Consider the following 16,234-nt stretch of genomic DNA (forward strand, 5'->3'; position numbering starts at 1 on the left):
GAGCGATCACCGACGGGCCGGCCGCACAGAACGGGCGGGAAGGGCCGGGCAGGCGGGCGGGGGAGGCGGACGAGCAGACGGGCGGGGCAGGCGGAGCAGGGCAGGCAGCGGACAGCGCAGGCAGCGGAACCGACACAGCAGCGAGAGGTGATCGATGGGCGTCACGGGACCCCCCGGGCCGGTCATGGACCGGGACGAGGTCGACCGTGCGCTGGCGCGGCTCGGCGCGGAACACGAGGCGATCGAGACCTCGCTCCTCGCCCTTCAGGACCACGCGGGCCGCAGGCTCCTCGAAGGCGCCGAGCTCACCGGCGTCACCAAGGAGCGCTGGGCGTCCGCGGAGACGTCGATCACCCTGCTGTGGGCGTACTTCGACGCGTACACGGCGGCCCTGCGCGGCGCCCGTGAGATCCGCTCGCGCCGCCGCTGGTCCAGCCGCGAGGACCTGGCGGAGCTGACCGAACTGCTGCGCGGCGAGTCCGTCACCGTCGCCGGTTCGCTCGCGGGTCCGTCGGCCGCGACGGCCAACGCGCCGACGCTGCACGGCACGGGCAAGCTCAGCCAGACCTTCTCCCTGACGACGCTCGTCGACCGGATGAACGAGCTGTACGCGTCGTCGCTGGACCTGGTCGTGGCCGCCGACGCGGTGTGGTCGGCGCTGCCCGCCCGGATAGACCTCCTGGCCGCCGAGCTCCAGCGCACCCGCCGGCTGGCGCACTCCGTCGGCGTCCGCCCGGGCGAGCACCCCGCGGGCGACGACCTGGAGCGCATCACCCGCACGCTGACCGACCTGCGCGAGCAGGTGGTGTCGGACCCGCTCGCCTACTGGACGCCCGCGCAGGGCAGTTCGGCGCCGGGCGGCGGCCGTCCCGACACCACGGTGTACGACCGTGAGGCGCGCGCCCTGGACGACGTGCGCCGGGAGATCGACGCCGTTCTGACGGTCCGGCAGGACGCCGAGCAGCGGCTGGTGCGGCTGCGGGACGTCCTCAGCCGTGCCGACCGCACCCTCGCCGAGGCGCGCGCCGCGCGCGGCGAGGTGCTGGCGAAGATCGCCGCCACCGAGGTGCCGGTGGTCAGCGGCCCGCCGACGGCGCTGCAGGAGCAGCTCGCGACGGCCGCCGAGTACCGCCGGCACGCCCAGTGGCACCGCCTGTCCCCGCTCCTGGAGTCCCTGGAGCAGAAGGCGGAGGACGAACTGCTGCGCGCCCGCGAGTCGTTGGGCGCGGTCACCCAGCCGCTGGCGGTCCGCGCGGAGCTGCGCGGCCGTCTCGACGCGTACAAGGCGAAGGTCGCCCGCCACGGGCTCGCCGAGGACCCGTTCCTCATCGAGCGCTATGACGCGGCGCGCCGCATGCTGTGGAGCGCACCCTGCGATCTGCGCGTCGCCGAACAGGCCGTCCTGCGCTTCCAGCAGGCGGCCGCCGAACTGCTCACCGCGCCACGCGTGCCGGAGCAGGGCGGACCTCAGGACCACAGGGGGGAGCAGTAGCCATGAGTCAGGCAGGGCAGGCGTGTCAGCGGCCGGGCTGCGAGGGGTCGTACGAGGACGTGGGCGGCGGCGAGCTGTACTGCGACACCTGCGGTCTGGCCCCTGTCGTGGCGTCCGGGGGCACCTCCTCCGGAGCAGGCCTGGTGGGCTCGCCGCCGACCGGGGTGACCGGCGGCGGCAAGGGCTCGTCGGGCAGCGCAAGTTCGCGTTCCAGCGGGCGCAGCGCGCGTACGGCGTCGCAGTCGGCGAAGTCCCGCCGCTCGGTGTCCGGGCGGCTGTCGCGTTCGCTCTCGGGCACGTCGACGGGCCGGTCGGTGTCGGTGCGCAGCTCCGGCTCGACGTCGAGCTCCTCCGGGCGGGCCCGGCTGGGCGCCGGACTGGTCATGGTGCCGCAGGTGCCGAAGCCGGACCCCCGCTCGATGGTGCTGGACAACCCCGAGGTACCCGAGCGCAAGCGGTTCTGCTCGCGCTCCGACTGCGGTGCCCCGGTGGGCCGTTCGCGCGGCGAGCGAGAAGGCCGCACGGAGGGCTTCTGCACCAAGTGCGGCCACCCGTACTCCTTCGCGCCGAAGCTGAAGGCCGGTGACGTCGTGCACGGCCAGTACGAGGTCGTGGGCTGCCTCGCGCACGGCGGGCTCGGCTGGATCTACCTGGCCATCGACCGCCCGGTGGGCGACCGGTGGGTCGTCCTGAAGGGCCTCCTGGACACCGGCGACCAGGACGCGATGGCCGCGGCCATCTCCGAGCGGCGCTTCCTCGCCGAGATCGAGCACGCCAGCATCGTGCGGATCTACAGCTTCGTCGAACATCTCGACCAGCGCACCGGCTCCCTCGACGGCTACATCGTCATGGAGTACATCGGCGGCAAGTCCCTCAAGGAGATCGCCAACGACCGGCGCACCCCGCAGGGCAAGCGGGATCCGCTCCCCGTCGAGCAGGCCTGCGCGTACGGCATCGAGGCGCTCGAGGCGCTCGGCCATCTGCACAGCCGCAACCTGCTGTACTGCGACTTCAAGGTCGACAACGCGATCCAGAGCCAGGACGAGCTCAAGCTGATCGACATGGGCGCCGTCAGACGCATGGACGACGACGAGTCGGCCATCTACGGCACGATCGGCTACCAGGCGCCGGAAGTCGCCGAGGTCGGCCCGTCGGTCGCCTCCGACCTGTACACGGTGGGCCGTACGCTCGCCGTCCTGACCTTCGACTTCCAGGGCTACACGACCGTCTTCGCGGACTCGCTGCCCGACCCCGACAACATCGAGGTCTTCCGGCAGTACGAGTCCTTCTACCGGTTCCTGGTCCGCGCCACCGACCCCGACCCGGACCGCAGGTTCGCCTCCGCCCAGGAGATGGCGGAGCAGCTGACGGGCGTACTGCGCGAGGTCGTCTCCCTCCAGAGCGGCCGCGCGCGGCCCGCGCTGTCGACGCTGTTCGGACCGGAGGTCAAGGTCACGGACACCGAGCTGTTCCCGAAGCTGGACGGGGAGGTGTCGCGGCTGGGCGCGCGCGTCGCCGTCCCGTCCCGCGGGCTGTTCGGGGGCGCCCGGTCCACGGCGGCACCGGGCGGCGGTCCCGGCCGCACGGCCGCCCTCGCCGCCGCTCCCGCCACGGCGACCGGTCCGTTCCCCGCACCGCGGACCGGTCCCGCGCTGCCGGGCGCGGGCGGGGGCGGGGCCATCGCGCCCGGCGGTGCGCCCTCGCCCGGTGTTTCCGCACCCGGTGTTCCCGCCCTGCCGATCGCCGGCGGTCTCGTCAGGGCCGTTCCCGCGCCCGCCGCGGCCCTCGTCCTGCCCGCTCCGCATGTCGACCCCACCGACCCCAACGCGGGTTTCCTCGCGGGTCTGCTGGCGTCCGCGCCGGGCGAACTGATCACGGTTCTCGCGGCCGCGCCGGCGCCGTCGGTCGAGACCCGGCTGCGGCAGATCCGCGCCTGGCTGGAGAACGGCGACCACCAGGCGGCCCTCATGTCGCTGGCGAAACTGGAGGGGGAACGGCCCGACGACTGGCGGGTGGTCTGGTACCGGGGCGTGGCCTCGCTGGTCACCGGCGACCACGAAGGCGCGGCGCTGGCCTTCGACGCGATCTACGACGCCTTCCCCGGCGAGACCACGCCGAAGCTGGCGCTCGGCCTGTGCGCGGAGGTGCTGGGGCAGCTGGACAACGCCGCCGAGTACTACCGGCTGGTGTGGTCGACCGACCCGAGCTATGTGAGCTCCGCGTTCGGCCTGGCCCGCGTGCAGCTCGCGGCCGGCGACCGCGGCGGCGCCGTACGGACGCTGGAATCGGTGCCCGAGTCCTCCATCCACTACACCGCGGCCCGGGTGGCCGCCGTGCGCGCGAGACTCCGGCAGCGGACCGCCGCCGCCTCCGACGTACCCTTCCTGGAGGACCTCACCGCCGCCGCGGCCCAGGTCGAGGCGCTGGACGCGTACGGTCTGGACCCGACGCGGCGCGAGCAGTTGTCCGCCGAAGTCCTCGGCTGCGCCCTCGACTGGATACTCTCCGGTGGCCAGGGCGCGGGACCGGCCGCCCGGGTGCTGCTCGGCAGCCGACTGGACGAACGGGGGCTGCGCTTGGGACTGGAGCGCACCTACCGCACGCTGGCCCGGCTGGCGACCGGCGGTGAGGAGAGAATCGACCTGGTGGAACGTGCCAATCGTTACCGCCCCCGGACGTGGGTGTAGTTGATGTCGCAGATGCCCCGGCAGGCCGCCCTGCCGACGTGTCCGAGCTGCGCGGAGCCGCTCGACGCCGGTGACCGCTTCTGCGGTGCGTGCGGATACAACCTGTCCGTCGTACCGCCGAGCCCGGACGACCACCCGACCCTGACGATGAACGGCTCGGCGCCGCCGGCTCCGTTGGAGAGCGGCGGCACGGTCCACGAAGCCCGGGAAGCGCACGCGGCCCCGGAAGCCCACGCCGCCCGGGAAACGCGCGTCTCCGGTGTTTCCGGCGACCCCGGTGTCTCCGGCGGCCGGGGTGCGGCTGACGTCTCCGGCGTTTCTGCCGGCCCCGGGGTCGGTGACGCCTCCGGTGTCCGGTTCGACCGTCCCGCTGAGCCGGACGAGTACGCCCTGCAGGCGCCGGACCCTCGGGTCGCGGCCGAGGCAGCCGTCGTGGCGGAGACCGCGAAGGTGTGCGTGGCCTGCCGTGCGGGCCGGGTCGACGGCGACGGGTACTGCGAGAACTGCGGCCACGCCCAGCCGCGCGAACGCGACCACATGGAACGGGAGTCGGGCCCGATCGCCGCCGTCAGCGACCGCGGCCTGCGCCACCACCGCAACGAGGACGCCTTCGGCCTCGGCTGCACCGCCCTGCCCGACGGCTCGCCGGCGCTCGTGGCGATCGTCTGCGACGGCGTGTCCTCCGCGACCCGCCCGGACGACGCCTCCCTCGCCGCGTCGAAGGCGGCGAGCGAGACGCTGCTGGCCGCTCTGCCCCAGGGCACGCACCCCCAACAGGCCATGCACGAGGCGATCGTCGCCGCCTCGCACGCGGTGAACGCGCTGGCCGAGGAGCCCGCCACGGCCCGTGAGCACGCCCCGCACCAGAACGCCCCCGCCTGCACCCTGGTGGGCTCGGTGGTCACCGCCGGGCTGCTGGTCGTCGGATGGGTCGGCGACAGCCGTGCCTACTGGGTCCCGGAGGACCGCAGTTCGCCCCCGGCCCGCCTCACCGAGGACGACTCGTGGGCGGCGCAGATGGTCGCCGCGGGCCTGATGAACGAGGCGGAGGCCTACGCCGACGAGCGCGCCCACGCCATCACCGGCTGGCTCGGCGCCGACGCCTACGAACTGGAGCCGCACACCGCTTCCTTCAAGCCGGACCGCCCCGGCGTGGTGGTGGTGTGCACGGACGGCCTGTGGAACTACGCCGAGGCCGCGGAGGAGATGGCGGGCGTCGTCCCGCCGGACGCCTCGACCCGGCCGCTGCACAGCGCACGCGTCCTGGTCGGCCACGCCCTGGACGGCGGGGGCCACGACAACGTAACAGTGGCCGTCGTACCGTTCCCCGCCCCCGCGCAGGGGGCAGGATCGGCCTGAGGCCGCAGAACGAACTACGGGAAACCCGGGAATCACGGGCATCACGCGAGCCCCGGGATGCACGGTGGTGATCACGGCAACCACGGCAATCGCTGAAACGACGGCAGCAACGGCAGCAACGGCAGTAACGGGGAAGCACGCGTGCGGACCGGAGGGGACCGGTCCGTGTCCACACATCGCCCCACCGACGTGGGGTTTCCGAGGGGGATTTGAGTAGGCATGGCCAATTTCTCGAAGTCGAACGTGCCGCAGTTCTCGGTGGACGTCTACCAGAACGAGTACCTGCCGGAGGGCGGCCGCGAGGTCAACGCGATCGTCACGGTGACCGCCACCGGCGGCGGCACGGTGGGCAGCGCAGCAGCCGCGCCGCACCTGTACTCGCCGAGCCAGGGCCCGTCCGCCGCGGTGGCGATCATGGTGGACTGCTCCGGCTCGATGGACTACCCGCCGACCAAGATGCGCAACGCCCGCGACGCCACCGCCGCCGCCGTCGACACCCTGCGCGACGGGGTGCACTTCTCGGTGATCGACGGCACGCACGTCGCCAGGGAGGTCTACCCCGGCGGAGGCCGCCTCGCGGTCGCCGACGCGACCACCCGCGCCCAGGCCAAGCAGGCGCTGCGCCGGCTGAGCGCGGGCGGCGGCACCGCGATCGGCACCTGGCTGCGGCTGGCCGACCGGCTGCTGTCCACGGCGGACGTCGCCATCCGGCACGGCATCCTGCTCACCGACGGCCGCAACGAGCACGAGTCGCCGCAGGACCTCAAGGCCGCCCTCGACGACTGCGCCGGACGTTTCACCTGTGACGCACGTGGCGTGGGCACCGACTGGGAAGTGAAAGAAGTCACAGGGATCGCGTCCGCCCTGCTCGGCACCGCCGACATCGTCGCCGACCCGGCCGGCCTCGCCGCCGACTTCACGCAGATGATGGAGGCGGCGATGGGCAAGGAGGTCGCGGACGTCGCGCTGCGCCTGTGGACCCCGGTCGGCACCGTCGTCAAGTTCGTCAAGCAGGTCGCTCCGACGGTCGAGGAACTGACCGGGCGCCGTGCGGAGGCGGGGCCGCGCGCTGGCGACTACCCCACCGGTTCCTGGGGCGACGAGTCCCGTGACTACCACGTGTGCGTCGAGGTCCCGGCGGCGAACGTCGGCCAGGAGATGCTCGCCGCACGGGTCTCGCTGGTGATCCCGGAGGCCGCGGGGAGCGTCCGGAACCTGGGTGCGCAGGGGCTGGTGAAGGCCGTCTGGACCGACGACATGGCCGCTTCCACGTCGATCAACCCTCAGGTCGCCCACTACACCGGCCAGGCCGAACTGGCACAGGTCATCCAACAGGGGCTCGATCTCCGCAAAGCGGGCGATATGGATGGAGCAACGGCCAAACTGGGCCGCGCGGTCCAGCTCGCCAGCGTCTCGGGGAACGCGGATACTGCGAAACTGCTTGCGAAGGTGGTGGACGTGGTCGATGCCACGACGGGTACTGTGCGACTGAAGGCCAAGGTCGCGGACGCCGACGAGATGACGCTCGAGACCCGGTCCACAAAGACTGTTCGTGTAAAGAAGTGACCTGAACGATCTTCTGGGACACCGAAGGCTTCTGGGACACCGAAGGAGAGAGGGGGACGCGCCGACATGCCGACCTGCCCGAACGGACACCAGTCGGGTTCCGACGACTGGTGCGAGGTCTGCGGTCACCGCATGGCCGGTGCCGTGCCTCCGCCCCCGCCCCCGCCGCCCCCCACCGCGGGCGGCGGCTACGGCTTCCCGCCGCCCCCGCCCGGCCAGGGCGGCGGCCGGCCCGACGGACGTCGCCTGCCCTCGGCGCCCGGCCACGAACCCGAGCTCTGCCCGCAGTGCCGCACGCCCCGCGAGGGCGGCGCGCCGTTCTGCGAGGAGTGCCGGTGGAACTTCCTCACCAACACCGCGACCTCGTACACCCCGGCTGCTCCCCCGCGCACGCCGGGCCCCGGCCCGGGCGGTCCTGGTGGCCCCGGTCAGATGGGTCCCGGCGGGCAGGGTCCGGGGGCGCCGGGCCCGGGCGGGCCGGGGTCCGACGGGCGGTTCCAGCCACCGCCGCCGTCCTACGGGGGCAGTGATTCCTTCGAGTACCAGGGTTCCCGCCCGTCGCAGGTGAACCGTCCCGCGGAACCGATTCCGCAGGGCCCGCCGTTCGGCGGCGAGCAGCCGGGACGGCAGGGCGGTCCCGGCGGCGTGGGCGGCCCCGCGGGACAGGCCGGCGCACCCTCGCCGTTCGGACGTGAGCCGGGCGGCCCCGGTGCACCGGGCAGGCCCGGTGGCGCACCCGGTCCCGCCGGCGGCCCCCCGGCGGGCGCCTTCGGCGGTCCCCCCACCGCTCCTGGCGGCGACCCCTTCGGCCGTGGGCCCTCCGGCCCCGGTGCCGGACCCGGCCCCGGCGGCCGTCCGTCCGGCGATCCCTTCGGGCAGCCGCCGGGCCCGCCCTCGGACCCCTACCGGCGCGAACAGGGCGGCCAGTCCGCCGATCCCTTCGGACGTGAGCCGTCCGGCCCGTCCGGCGACCCCTTCGGACGTGAGCCCTCCGGACCCGGCGGCCGTCCCCCCGGCCCGGCCCGTCCCGGTGAGGGCGGCCCCTCGGGCTTCGGCGGCGAGCCCTCGCGGCCGGGCCCGCCCGGACCGACGACCACGGCAGGTCCCGGCTTCCCGGGCCAGGGCGGCCCCGGAGGTCACGGCGGCCAGGGCGGTCCCGGTGGCCCCGGTGGCCCCGGAGTCGCGCAGGCCTACCAGCCGTCCGGCCCGCCGTCCCCGCCCGGCTACCCGCAGGAGACCGGCCGGCAGCAGCCCGGCGGCCTGCCCTTCGGCGGGGGTGACGACGACTGGGTGATCTCCCCGCCGTCGCACACGGGCCCCGGCCAGGGGGACCCCAGGAGTCAGGGCGCGCCCCGGGGCGGCGGTGGCTACGGCTACCCGCAGACGGGGGCCGCACAGGCCCCGCCCCCGCCCGACCAGGGGTTCCAGCAGCAGCCGACGACCTGGACGGCGACCATCGGTCCGGACCGCTCGTACTTCATGGCGATGATGCACCGCTCGGGTCCCGAGGCCGCGGGCCTGAACCTGCCCGCGTACTCGCCCGAGCAGCAGCGCACGCTCACCGGCAACCAGATCACCATCGGCCGCCGCCGCCATTCCACGGGCGAGACCCCCGACATAGACCTGTCGGTGCCGCCGGAGGACCCGGGCGTCTCACACCAGCACGCGGTGCTGGTGCAGCAGCCCGACGGCAGTTGGGCCGTCGTCGACCAGAATTCGACGAACGGCACGACGGTCAACGGCTCGGAGGAGCCGATCCAGCCGTTCGTCCCGGTGCCGTTGCAGGACGGCGACCAGGTCCATGTGGGCGCCTGGACGACGATCACCGTCCGCCGCGGCTGACCCGCCGCCCCGCCTCCTCGGGCCGCTCTCCCGGCCGGGAGAGCGGGTCACGGGTCACAGCTCGATCAGATCGGGGCCCGACGATCCCGGCAGGGGCCATGCGTACGGCCCCTCCGGATCGTCGAGCCACGCCCACGCGTGTCCGCCGCCGATCGTGATGCCGTAGCGCTCCCGTCCCGGCATGCCCTCGCGCTCCCACAACGAGCACGCCTCCTGCGGGTCGAGGGCCTCCCGGGTCAGGGACAGCAGGAAGCGGAACCGGTCGCTCTCCCTGGCCCGGCCGGGCACCCCCGCGGGGGTCACCGGCTCCGGGTCGGGCCGGTCCGACCCGCGCAGCGGCACGAAGTAGGCCGGGGTGTGCAGGAACCGCCCTTCCGCGTGTCCGGCGTCCCGGACCGTCAGCGCGATCAGCCCGGTGGCGAGCGGCGCGAGGATCAGGGCCCCGGGGGCGCACTGGGCGAGCCAGGCGCGCGGGATCGACGCCAGCGTGCAGGTCGCGATGATCCGGTCGAAGGGGGCACGTTCGGGAACCCCTCGCGCCCCGTCCCCGGTGACGACGGCGGGCCGGTACCCGGCGGCCGCGAGATGCCGGCGAGCGGACTCGGTGATCTCCGGATCCAGATCCACGGTGGTGACGTTCTCCTCGCCGAGCCGGTACGACAGCAGCGCCGCGTTGTATCCCGTGCCCGCGCCGATCTCCAGGACCCGGTCGCCGTCCTCGACCCGCAGCTCGGCCAGCATCAGCGCCATCAGCGACGGCTGGCTGCTGGACGAGAGCAGCACGCCGTCGCGCAGCCGGGTGGCGAGCGGGGTGTCCTCGTACGCGCCCCGCAGCCAGCGCTCCCTGACGCGCCGGTCGGGACTCTCGCCCCAGCGTCGCTCGTAGCCGCCGGGGCCGGCGACGTAGTAGTACGGCACGAAGAGGTGGCGCGGCACCGTCGCGAAGGCCTCCCGCCATCGCGGGTCGGCGGCGAACGATCCGCTCGCCTCGATCTCCCGCACCAGCAGGGCCCGCGCGGAGGCGGCGAGGCCGGCCGCACCGGCGGGTTCGAGATCGTGGACACCCATGACTCCACTGTGCGGTGCGCGGCCCCCCGAAGCGAGCATCCGGGAAGGGCGGGTCCTTGGGCAGGTCCTAAGCCTCGAGTCCTCCGTCGCGGCGTCTGAGACCATGGGAGGCGTGACAGAGATTCGGCGCGGCACGCTGCAGGAGCAGACCTTCTACGAGCAGGTCGGCGGGGAGGAGACCTTCCGCCGGCTGGTCCACCGCTTCTACCAGGGTGTCGCCGAGGACCCACTGCTGCGGCCCATGTACCCGGAGGAGGACCTGGGCCCGGCCGAGGAGCGCTTCACTCTGTTCCTCATGCAGTACTGGGGCGGCCCGACGACCTACAGCGATCAGCGCGGTCACCCGCGGCTGCGCATGCGGCACGCCCCCTTCGCCGTGGACCGGGCGGCGCACGACGCGTGGCTGGCGCACATGCGGGTCGCGGTGGACGAACTCGGCCTGTCGCAGGAGCACGAGCACACGCTGTGGAAGTACCTGACGTACGCGGCGGCGTCGATGGTGAACACCCCGGACTAGACCCCCGACATGCCGCACGGGACGTCAGGGCCAGACACGTCAGGGCCAGGCACGCCGACGGCGTCGGACGACGTCAGCGCGCGACGGTGTCGGACGACCAGGCAAGGTGTGGGAGACGTCACGCGCAACGTGTCGGACGACGACGTCAGCGCACGCTGACGTCGAGCGCTCCGAGCCGTCCCGCGCGCCGTACCGCGATGGACCCGTACGGGGTCCGCAGCCGCAGCCACCCGCCGAGTGAGAGCAGCGTCAGGTCCCCGGGGCCGGCCGCGGGCCGGAGGAAGCCGAGCGACTGGGCCGCGTGCACGGCCCGCACGGGAAGTCCGGTGTCCCCGATGGTCCGGGACCAGATCTCCCGTCCGATCCGGTCGAGTTCGGCCCGGGTCCGCAGTTCGGCCGCCAACTCCTCGGTGCGGGACCGGAATTCGGCGACGACCGCACCGACCGCCGCCCGCAGCGCGTCCGGCGCGGGCAGGCCCGCCTCGGGCCGCCACCCGCCGCGCGGCGGCAGCACGCCGGCCCACGGCGGCCCGGTGACCGCGGCGGGGACGCCGACCGTGGCGGCGCTCTCGGCCACCGCCTCCAGCAGCTGCCCCGCCGACACCGTCACGTCCAGCGTGACGTCGAGGCCGTCCTCGTACGGCTTGGCGAGCCGGACCGCGCGGATCGCGAGCACCTCGAAGGACGGCGGCCGTCCGAAGACGGCGAGCGCGGTGCCCGCCGCCTGCAGCCGCACCGCGGCTCCGCGGTCGTAGTGGAGCAGCCGGGAGAGGAAGGCCGCGAGGTCCGCGGCCTCCCCCTCGTCGGCGAGGTGGAGCACCGTCATGCGGCGACGGCCTTCTCGGCGTCGTCGTCCTGGTACTCCTCGAGGAAGAGGCGTTCCTCGGCGGTGATCCGGCGCGGCCGTTGCGTCGCGAAGTCGAACGGCACGATGACGGTGGAGGCCCGCACGTACACGTCGTCGCCGTCCTTCACCTCGTAGGAGATGGTGAAGGACGCCGCCCGTATGTCGGTGACCCACAGCTCGATGTCCACGGGCGTGTGCCGGTGGACGAGCTGCCGCTTGTAGTCGATCTCGTGGCGCGCCACCACGGACCCCTGCTGGAAGTCCTTCTCCGGACGAAACAGGAAGTCGATACGGGCTTCCTCCAGATAGCGGAGGAAGACCACGTTGTTGACGTGGCCGTACGCGTCCATGTCCGCCCAGCGCAGCGGGCAGCGGTAAGTGTGCCGCAAGATCGATCAGTCCCGGGTCAGCTTCTTGTAGGTGGCACGGTGCGGACGCGCGGCGTCCGCGCCCAGCCGCTCGATCTTGTTCTTCTCGTACGACTCGAAGTTGCCCTCGAACCAGAACCACCGGGAGTCACCCTCGTAGGCGAGGATGTGGGTGGCGACCCGGTCCAGGAACCACCGGTCGTGGGAGACGACCACCGCGGCGCCCGGGAACTCCAGCAGCGCGTTCTCCAGGGAGGACAGCGTCTCCACGTCGAGGTCGTTGGTCGGCTCGTCGAGGAGGAGCAGGTTGCCGCCCTGCTTGAGGGTGAGCGCGAGGTTCAGACGGTTGCGCTCACCGCCGGAGAGCACACCGGCCGGCTTCTGCTGGTCGGGCCCCTTGAAGCCGAACGCGGAGACGTACGCGCGTGACGGCATCTCGACCTGGCCGACGTTGATGTAGTCGAGCTCGTCGGAGACCACGGCCCACAGCGACTTCTTCGGGTCGATGTTCTCGCGGCTCTGGTCGACGTACGAGATCTTGACGGTGTCGCCGACCTTGATGGACCCGGAGTCGGGCTCTTCGAATCCCTGGATCATCTTGAAGAGGGTCGTCTTGCCGGCGCCGTTCGGGCCGATGACGCCGACGATGCCGTTGCGCGGCAGCGTGAAGCTCAGGTCGTCGATGAGGACCTTGTCACCGAAGGCCTTGGAGAGGTTGTTGACCTCGACGACGATGGAGCCCAGGCGCGGGCCCGGCGGGATCTGGATCTCCTCGAAGTCCAGCTTCCGCATCTTGTCGGCTTCGGCGGCCATCTCCTCGTAGCGGGCGAGACGGGCCTTGGACTTGGCCTGACGCCCCTTGGCGTTGGACCGCACCCACTCGAGCTCTTCCTTCAGACGCTTGGCGCGCTTGGCGTCCTTCTGTCCCTCGACCTTGAGACGGCTCTGCTTCGTCTCCAGGTAGGTGGAGTAGTTGCCCTCGTAGCCGATGGCCCGGCCGCGGTCGAGCTCCAGGATCCAGCCCGCGACGTTGTCCAGGAAGTACCGGTCGTGGGTGACGGCGACGACGGTGCCGGGGTACTTCGCGAGGTGCTGCTCCAGCCACTGCACGGACTCGGCGTCCAGGTGGTTGGTGGGCTCGTCGAGAAGCAGCAGGTCGGGCGCCTCGAGCAGCAGCTTGCACAGCGCGACGCGGCGGCGCTCACCGCCGGAGAGGTTGGTGACGGGCCAGTCGCCGGGCGGGCAGCCCAGGGCGTCCATGGCCTGCTCGAGCTGGGTGTCCAGGTCCCACGCGCCTGCGTGGTCGAGGTCCTCCTGCAGCTTGCCCATCTCGTCCAGCAGCGCGTCGGAGTAGTCCGTCGCCATCAGCTCGGCGACCTCGTTGAAGCGCTTGAGCTTGCCCATGATCTCAGCCGCGCCGTCCTGCACGTTCTCCAGGACGGTCTTGGACTCGTCGAGCGGCGGCTCCTGCAGCAGCATCCCGACGCTGTAGCCGGGCGACAGGAACGCGTCGCCGTTGGAGGGCTGCTCCAGTCCCGCCATGATCTTCAGAACGGTGGACTTACCGGCGCCGTTCGGCCCGACCACACCGATCTTCGCGCCGGGCAGGAAGCTCAGCGTTACGTCGTCAAGGATGACCTTGTCGCCGTGTGCCTTGCGCGTCTTGCGCATGGTGTAGATGTACTCAGCCAAGAGAAACCGTCCGGCAGCTTGAAATCTGGCAGTGGGCAGATACACCCCATCTTGCCGGACGGCTACCCCTCGGGGGAAACCCGTCCGGGCAGGGGGCTTTGATCTGGGGTTTTCGCCGGGAGGACCCGGGGGCGGGGCGCCGGCGGTGCCGTTGATCGGCAAGCGGTGCCAGTGGTCGGCGGGCGGCCGCGGCAGTGTTCTGTCGCGGCACGCCGCCCGTGGTGCCGTGCGGTGCGGTGCGGTGCGGTGCTAGAGCTTGGTCATCTTGGCGTAGGGGCTCAGGATCCGCTCTTGTGCCGAGCCGAAATCCACGAGCGCGGCGATCCCGTCCTCGATGCCGATCACTCGGCCGAGGCCGTACATGTCGTGTGTCACCTGGTCGCCCACGGCAAAGTGCTTGGGCACGAGTGTGGTCGGCGCCTTGAAGGGGCTGGTGGGCAAGTGACGCTTCGGTGCAGAAGGTTTTGTCATTGCCTTCAGTATGCGCCTGGATCGGGGTGGAAATCGGCTGGAGTCCGCGGTCGGCCTTCTTCTAGGGTCTCCCGGGTGGACTGGAACAGGTGGCACGACCGGTACGACGCCCCGGATTCGCCGCTTGCCCGGCGCCTGTCGACGGTGCGGGAACAGGTGCGGCTGGCACTGGACGACTGTCCGCCCGGCCCGCTCCGGGTGGTGAGCCTCTGCGCGGGGCAGGGACGCGATCTGCTGGGCGTTCTGCCTGGTCACCCGCGTCGCGAGGACGTGCGGGCGCGGCTGGTGGAGCTTGATCGGCACAACGTCGACGCGGCCCTCGACGCCGTGCGGTCGGCCGGTCTCGCACAGGTCGAGGTCGTCGCCGGCGACGCCTCGCTCCTCGATCACTACGCCGGGATGGCGCCGGCCGACCTCGTGCTGCTCTGCGGAGTGTTCGGAAACATCACAGATCCGGACATCGAACGGACCGTCGACGCCTGCACGCAGCTGTGCGCGACCGGAGGCCGGGTGATCTGGACCAGGAATCGCAAGGCCCCGGACCGGGTTCCACTGATCTGCGGGTGGTTCGAGGAGCGGGGCTTCGAACGCGAGTGGGTCACGGACGAGGAGCAGTTTCAGTCCGTGGGCGTGCACCGCTTCCGGGGACCGTCCCGGCCGTTGCAGCCGGGCGAGCGCGTCTTCACTTTCGTGGGGTACGACAGGCTGCGCCCCGCGACCTGAGCCCGAGGCCGCCGGTCAGCTCTGTGAGCCGTTCTCCTTCCGTCCGATGAACAGGAGCGCCGCTCCGCCGATGACCACCAGGCCGATGGCCGTGCCCGCGATGAGCGGGGTGGCACTGCTGCCGCCCGTCGCGGCGAGGTCGGTGTCGTCCGCGGTGGAGACGCCGCCCACGGTGGCCGGGCTCGGTTCGCTCAGGGTCTGGGTGGTCAGGTCGGCGACCTCGTCGGACTGCGTGCGGCAGTCCAGGACGCCGGTGAACCTGTGCTGGTCGCCCTGCGGGCCGACGATCGAGAAGTCGTAGGCCTGGTCCTCCTGCAGCGGGACCGTCACCGTCTTGGACCCGCCGGCGGGGATGGTGTGCTGCAGCCCCATCAGCTCGAAGGTGAAGGCCTCGTCGCCCGGGTTGGCGGCGGCGATGTCGACGCCGGTCTTCGCGCAGTTCTTCGCCGCGGACAGTGCCGGTATGGCGCCCTTCTGGGCCCAGGCCGCGCTCGCGGTCGCCGACACCGTGGACTCGCTGGAGCCGGCCAGGATCTGGGTCTGGCTGCGGCTGTCGGAGGTGAAGGCTCGGCCGACCGGGACGGTGGTGGAGGCCTGCACGGTCAGTTCGGCCGAGCCGGCGGCCGTGTCGGCGGGCACGTCGAAGAACAGCTGGCTGCCGTCCGACACGGCCGTGAGCGGCTTGCCGTCCTTGCCGACGATCCGCACTCCGCTGGTGGCGGCGTCCACCGGCGGTGCCACCGTCGCGCTCGTCGCGTTGGTGTGGACCGTCACCGGGCCGAGCAGTTCGCCCGGGCGGCCGGACACGGCGGGCGCGTCGAGGGTGAGGGAGGCCGCGGGTTCCGCGACGACCCGGGCGGCCTTCTGCAGGTAGTCCGCGAGCCGTTCGGCCTGCGGGTCGACGGCGTCGACCACCGCGCCGTCCGAGTAGCGCCAGACGGCCACCTGGGTGCCGGCGGCCGCGTCCTGCTCGGTGAGGCCGCCGCCGATGCCGGCCTTCTCGGCGAGCGAGGCGAGATCGTTGATCTGGGGGTAGGAGTGCTGCAGGATCCAACGGATGCGGCCCGCGTTCCGGTTGGCGGCCAGCAGCGTGCCGCTCCAGGGCGTCTCGTGGTACTTGGCGTCCCTCTGCGTGGGGTTGTAGAGGTCGACGGAGTACGTCTGCAGGGTGCCGCCGCCCTCGACGGACATCTCGAACAGGCCGGCCGACACCTCCTGGTCGCCGCCGTCGGCATGGACCAGGGCGGGACCGTAGGTCTTGAGGCCGCCGATCGTCGCGGTGGCCCCGCCCTGACTCTGTGTCATCTCTGTCGCGGCGGCCGTGCCCGCGGTGGCGAGCACGCCGACGGCGACGAGGCCGGACGTCACGGCCGCCACGGACGCCGCCGCGAGACGGACCGGGCCCCGCCCGCGTGCGAACAACGCGGAGAACGAAGAAATCACACAATTCCCCTTCGAGCAGGACCCGTTGATGTGGGGGTACGGTCCCACCAGCAGAATCAGAAGCCCCAGTGAGCTACGTCCGGCATCCTAGAGACGCCGCGCACCACGCCTGCCGGTCATCTCGTCGGATCACCGATCCGACTCGGAATCGTTATCCCC

General features: G+C 72.5%; 14 protein-coding genes. 7 read left to right on the forward strand and 7 right to left on the reverse strand.

Annotation, left to right across the window (positions count from 1 at the left end):
- Window positions 1–154: 154 nt before the first annotated feature.
- Window positions 155–1,492: a coiled-coil domain-containing protein gene (locus QA802_RS15395; RefSeq protein WP_334522514.1), complete on the forward strand. Its 1,338-nt coding sequence runs from the start codon at window positions 155–157 to the stop codon at window positions 1,490–1,492.
- Between the two features lie 25 nt (window positions 1,493–1,517).
- On the opposite strand, the gene QA802_RS41575 is transcribed toward QA802_RS15395, so the two are convergent.
- Window positions 1,518–1,877: a hypothetical protein gene (locus tag QA802_RS41575; protein WP_443042118.1), complete on the reverse strand. Its 360-nt coding sequence runs from the start codon at window positions 1,875–1,877 to the stop codon at window positions 1,518–1,520.
- On the opposite strand from QA802_RS41575, the gene QA802_RS15400 reads away from it, so the two are divergent.
- The 4 genes from QA802_RS15400 (at window position 1,876) to QA802_RS15415 (ending at window position 8,946) form a co-directional block, all read left to right on the forward strand.
- Window positions 1,876–4,179 (forward strand): serine/threonine-protein kinase, encoded by a 2,304-nt coding sequence (locus QA802_RS15400; protein ID WP_503461612.1) that lies wholly within the window; start codon window positions 1,876–1,878, stop codon window positions 4,177–4,179. The genes QA802_RS41575 and QA802_RS15400 overlap by 2 nt on opposite strands.
- On the forward strand, window positions 4,180–5,538 hold the full coding sequence (locus tag QA802_RS15405) for a PP2C family protein-serine/threonine phosphatase (protein ID WP_334522520.1): 1,359 nt from the start codon (window positions 4,180–4,182) through the stop codon (window positions 5,536–5,538).
- A gap of 219 nt (window positions 5,539–5,757) precedes the next feature.
- Window positions 5,758–7,104: a vWA domain-containing protein gene (locus QA802_RS15410; protein WP_334522523.1), complete on the forward strand. Its 1,347-nt coding sequence runs from the start codon at window positions 5,758–5,760 to the stop codon at window positions 7,102–7,104.
- Window positions 7,105–7,170: 66 nt separating this feature from the next.
- Window positions 7,171–8,946 carry an FHA domain-containing protein gene (locus QA802_RS15415; protein ID WP_334522526.1) on the forward strand — a complete coding sequence of 592 codons (1,776 nt, stop codon included), beginning with the start codon at window positions 7,171–7,173 and terminating at the stop codon, window positions 8,944–8,946.
- A 54-nt stretch (window positions 8,947–9,000) separates the two neighbouring features.
- On the opposite strand, the gene QA802_RS15420 is transcribed toward QA802_RS15415, so the two are convergent.
- The gene (locus QA802_RS15420) at window positions 9,001–10,014 is read right to left on the reverse strand and encodes a methyltransferase domain-containing protein (RefSeq protein ID WP_334522529.1); all 1,014 of its coding nucleotides are present in this window, start codon (window positions 10,012–10,014) and stop codon (window positions 9,001–9,003) included.
- Window positions 10,015–10,117: 103 nt separating this feature from the next.
- Here QA802_RS15420 and QA802_RS15425 point away from each other — a divergent pair, with 103 nt between their 5' ends.
- Window positions 10,118–10,531, forward strand: a complete 414-nt coding sequence (locus QA802_RS15425) for a globin (protein WP_319171356.1) — start codon at window positions 10,118–10,120, stop codon at window positions 10,529–10,531.
- Window positions 10,532–10,676: 145 nt separating this feature from the next.
- On the opposite strand, the gene QA802_RS15430 is transcribed toward QA802_RS15425, so the two are convergent.
- The 4 genes from QA802_RS15430 to QA802_RS15445 all read right to left on the reverse strand — a co-directional run bounded on the left by QA802_RS15430 (window position 10,677) and on the right by QA802_RS15445 (window position 13,909).
- On the reverse strand, window positions 10,677–11,357 hold the full coding sequence (locus QA802_RS15430) for a DUF8010 domain-containing protein (RefSeq protein WP_334522533.1): 681 nt from the start codon (window positions 11,355–11,357) through the stop codon (window positions 10,677–10,679).
- Window positions 11,354–11,767 (reverse strand): acyl-CoA thioesterase, encoded by a 414-nt coding sequence (locus tag QA802_RS15435; RefSeq protein ID WP_319171358.1) that lies wholly within the window; start codon window positions 11,765–11,767, stop codon window positions 11,354–11,356. The genes QA802_RS15430 and QA802_RS15435 overlap by 4 nt, the downstream gene beginning before the upstream one ends.
- Window positions 11,768–11,773: 6 nt before the next feature.
- A complete protein-coding gene (gene ettA / locus QA802_RS15440; protein WP_307043023.1) occupies window positions 11,774–13,438 on the reverse strand; it encodes an energy-dependent translational throttle protein EttA in 1,665 nt (554 codons plus the stop codon).
- A gap of 249 nt (window positions 13,439–13,687) precedes the next feature.
- Window positions 13,688–13,909: a hypothetical protein gene (locus tag QA802_RS15445; RefSeq protein WP_334522538.1), complete on the reverse strand. Its 222-nt coding sequence runs from the start codon at window positions 13,907–13,909 to the stop codon at window positions 13,688–13,690.
- Window positions 13,910–13,984: 75 nt separating this feature from the next.
- Between QA802_RS15445 and QA802_RS15450 the strand changes: the two genes are divergently transcribed.
- Window positions 13,985–14,632 (forward strand): class I SAM-dependent methyltransferase, encoded by a 648-nt coding sequence (locus tag QA802_RS15450; protein ID WP_334522541.1) that lies wholly within the window; start codon window positions 13,985–13,987, stop codon window positions 14,630–14,632.
- A 15-nt stretch (window positions 14,633–14,647) separates the two neighbouring features.
- On the opposite strand, the gene QA802_RS15455 is transcribed toward QA802_RS15450, so the two are convergent.
- Window positions 14,648–16,075: a TQXA domain-containing protein gene (locus tag QA802_RS15455; protein ID WP_334522544.1), complete on the reverse strand. Its 1,428-nt coding sequence runs from the start codon at window positions 16,073–16,075 to the stop codon at window positions 14,648–14,650.
- Between the last annotated feature and the right edge of the window lie 159 nt (window positions 16,076–16,234).

This window comes from Streptomyces sp. B21-105, from assembly GCF_036898465.1.
In the GTDB taxonomy this organism is placed as follows: Bacteria; Actinomycetota; Actinomycetes; order Streptomycetales; family Streptomycetaceae; genus Streptomyces.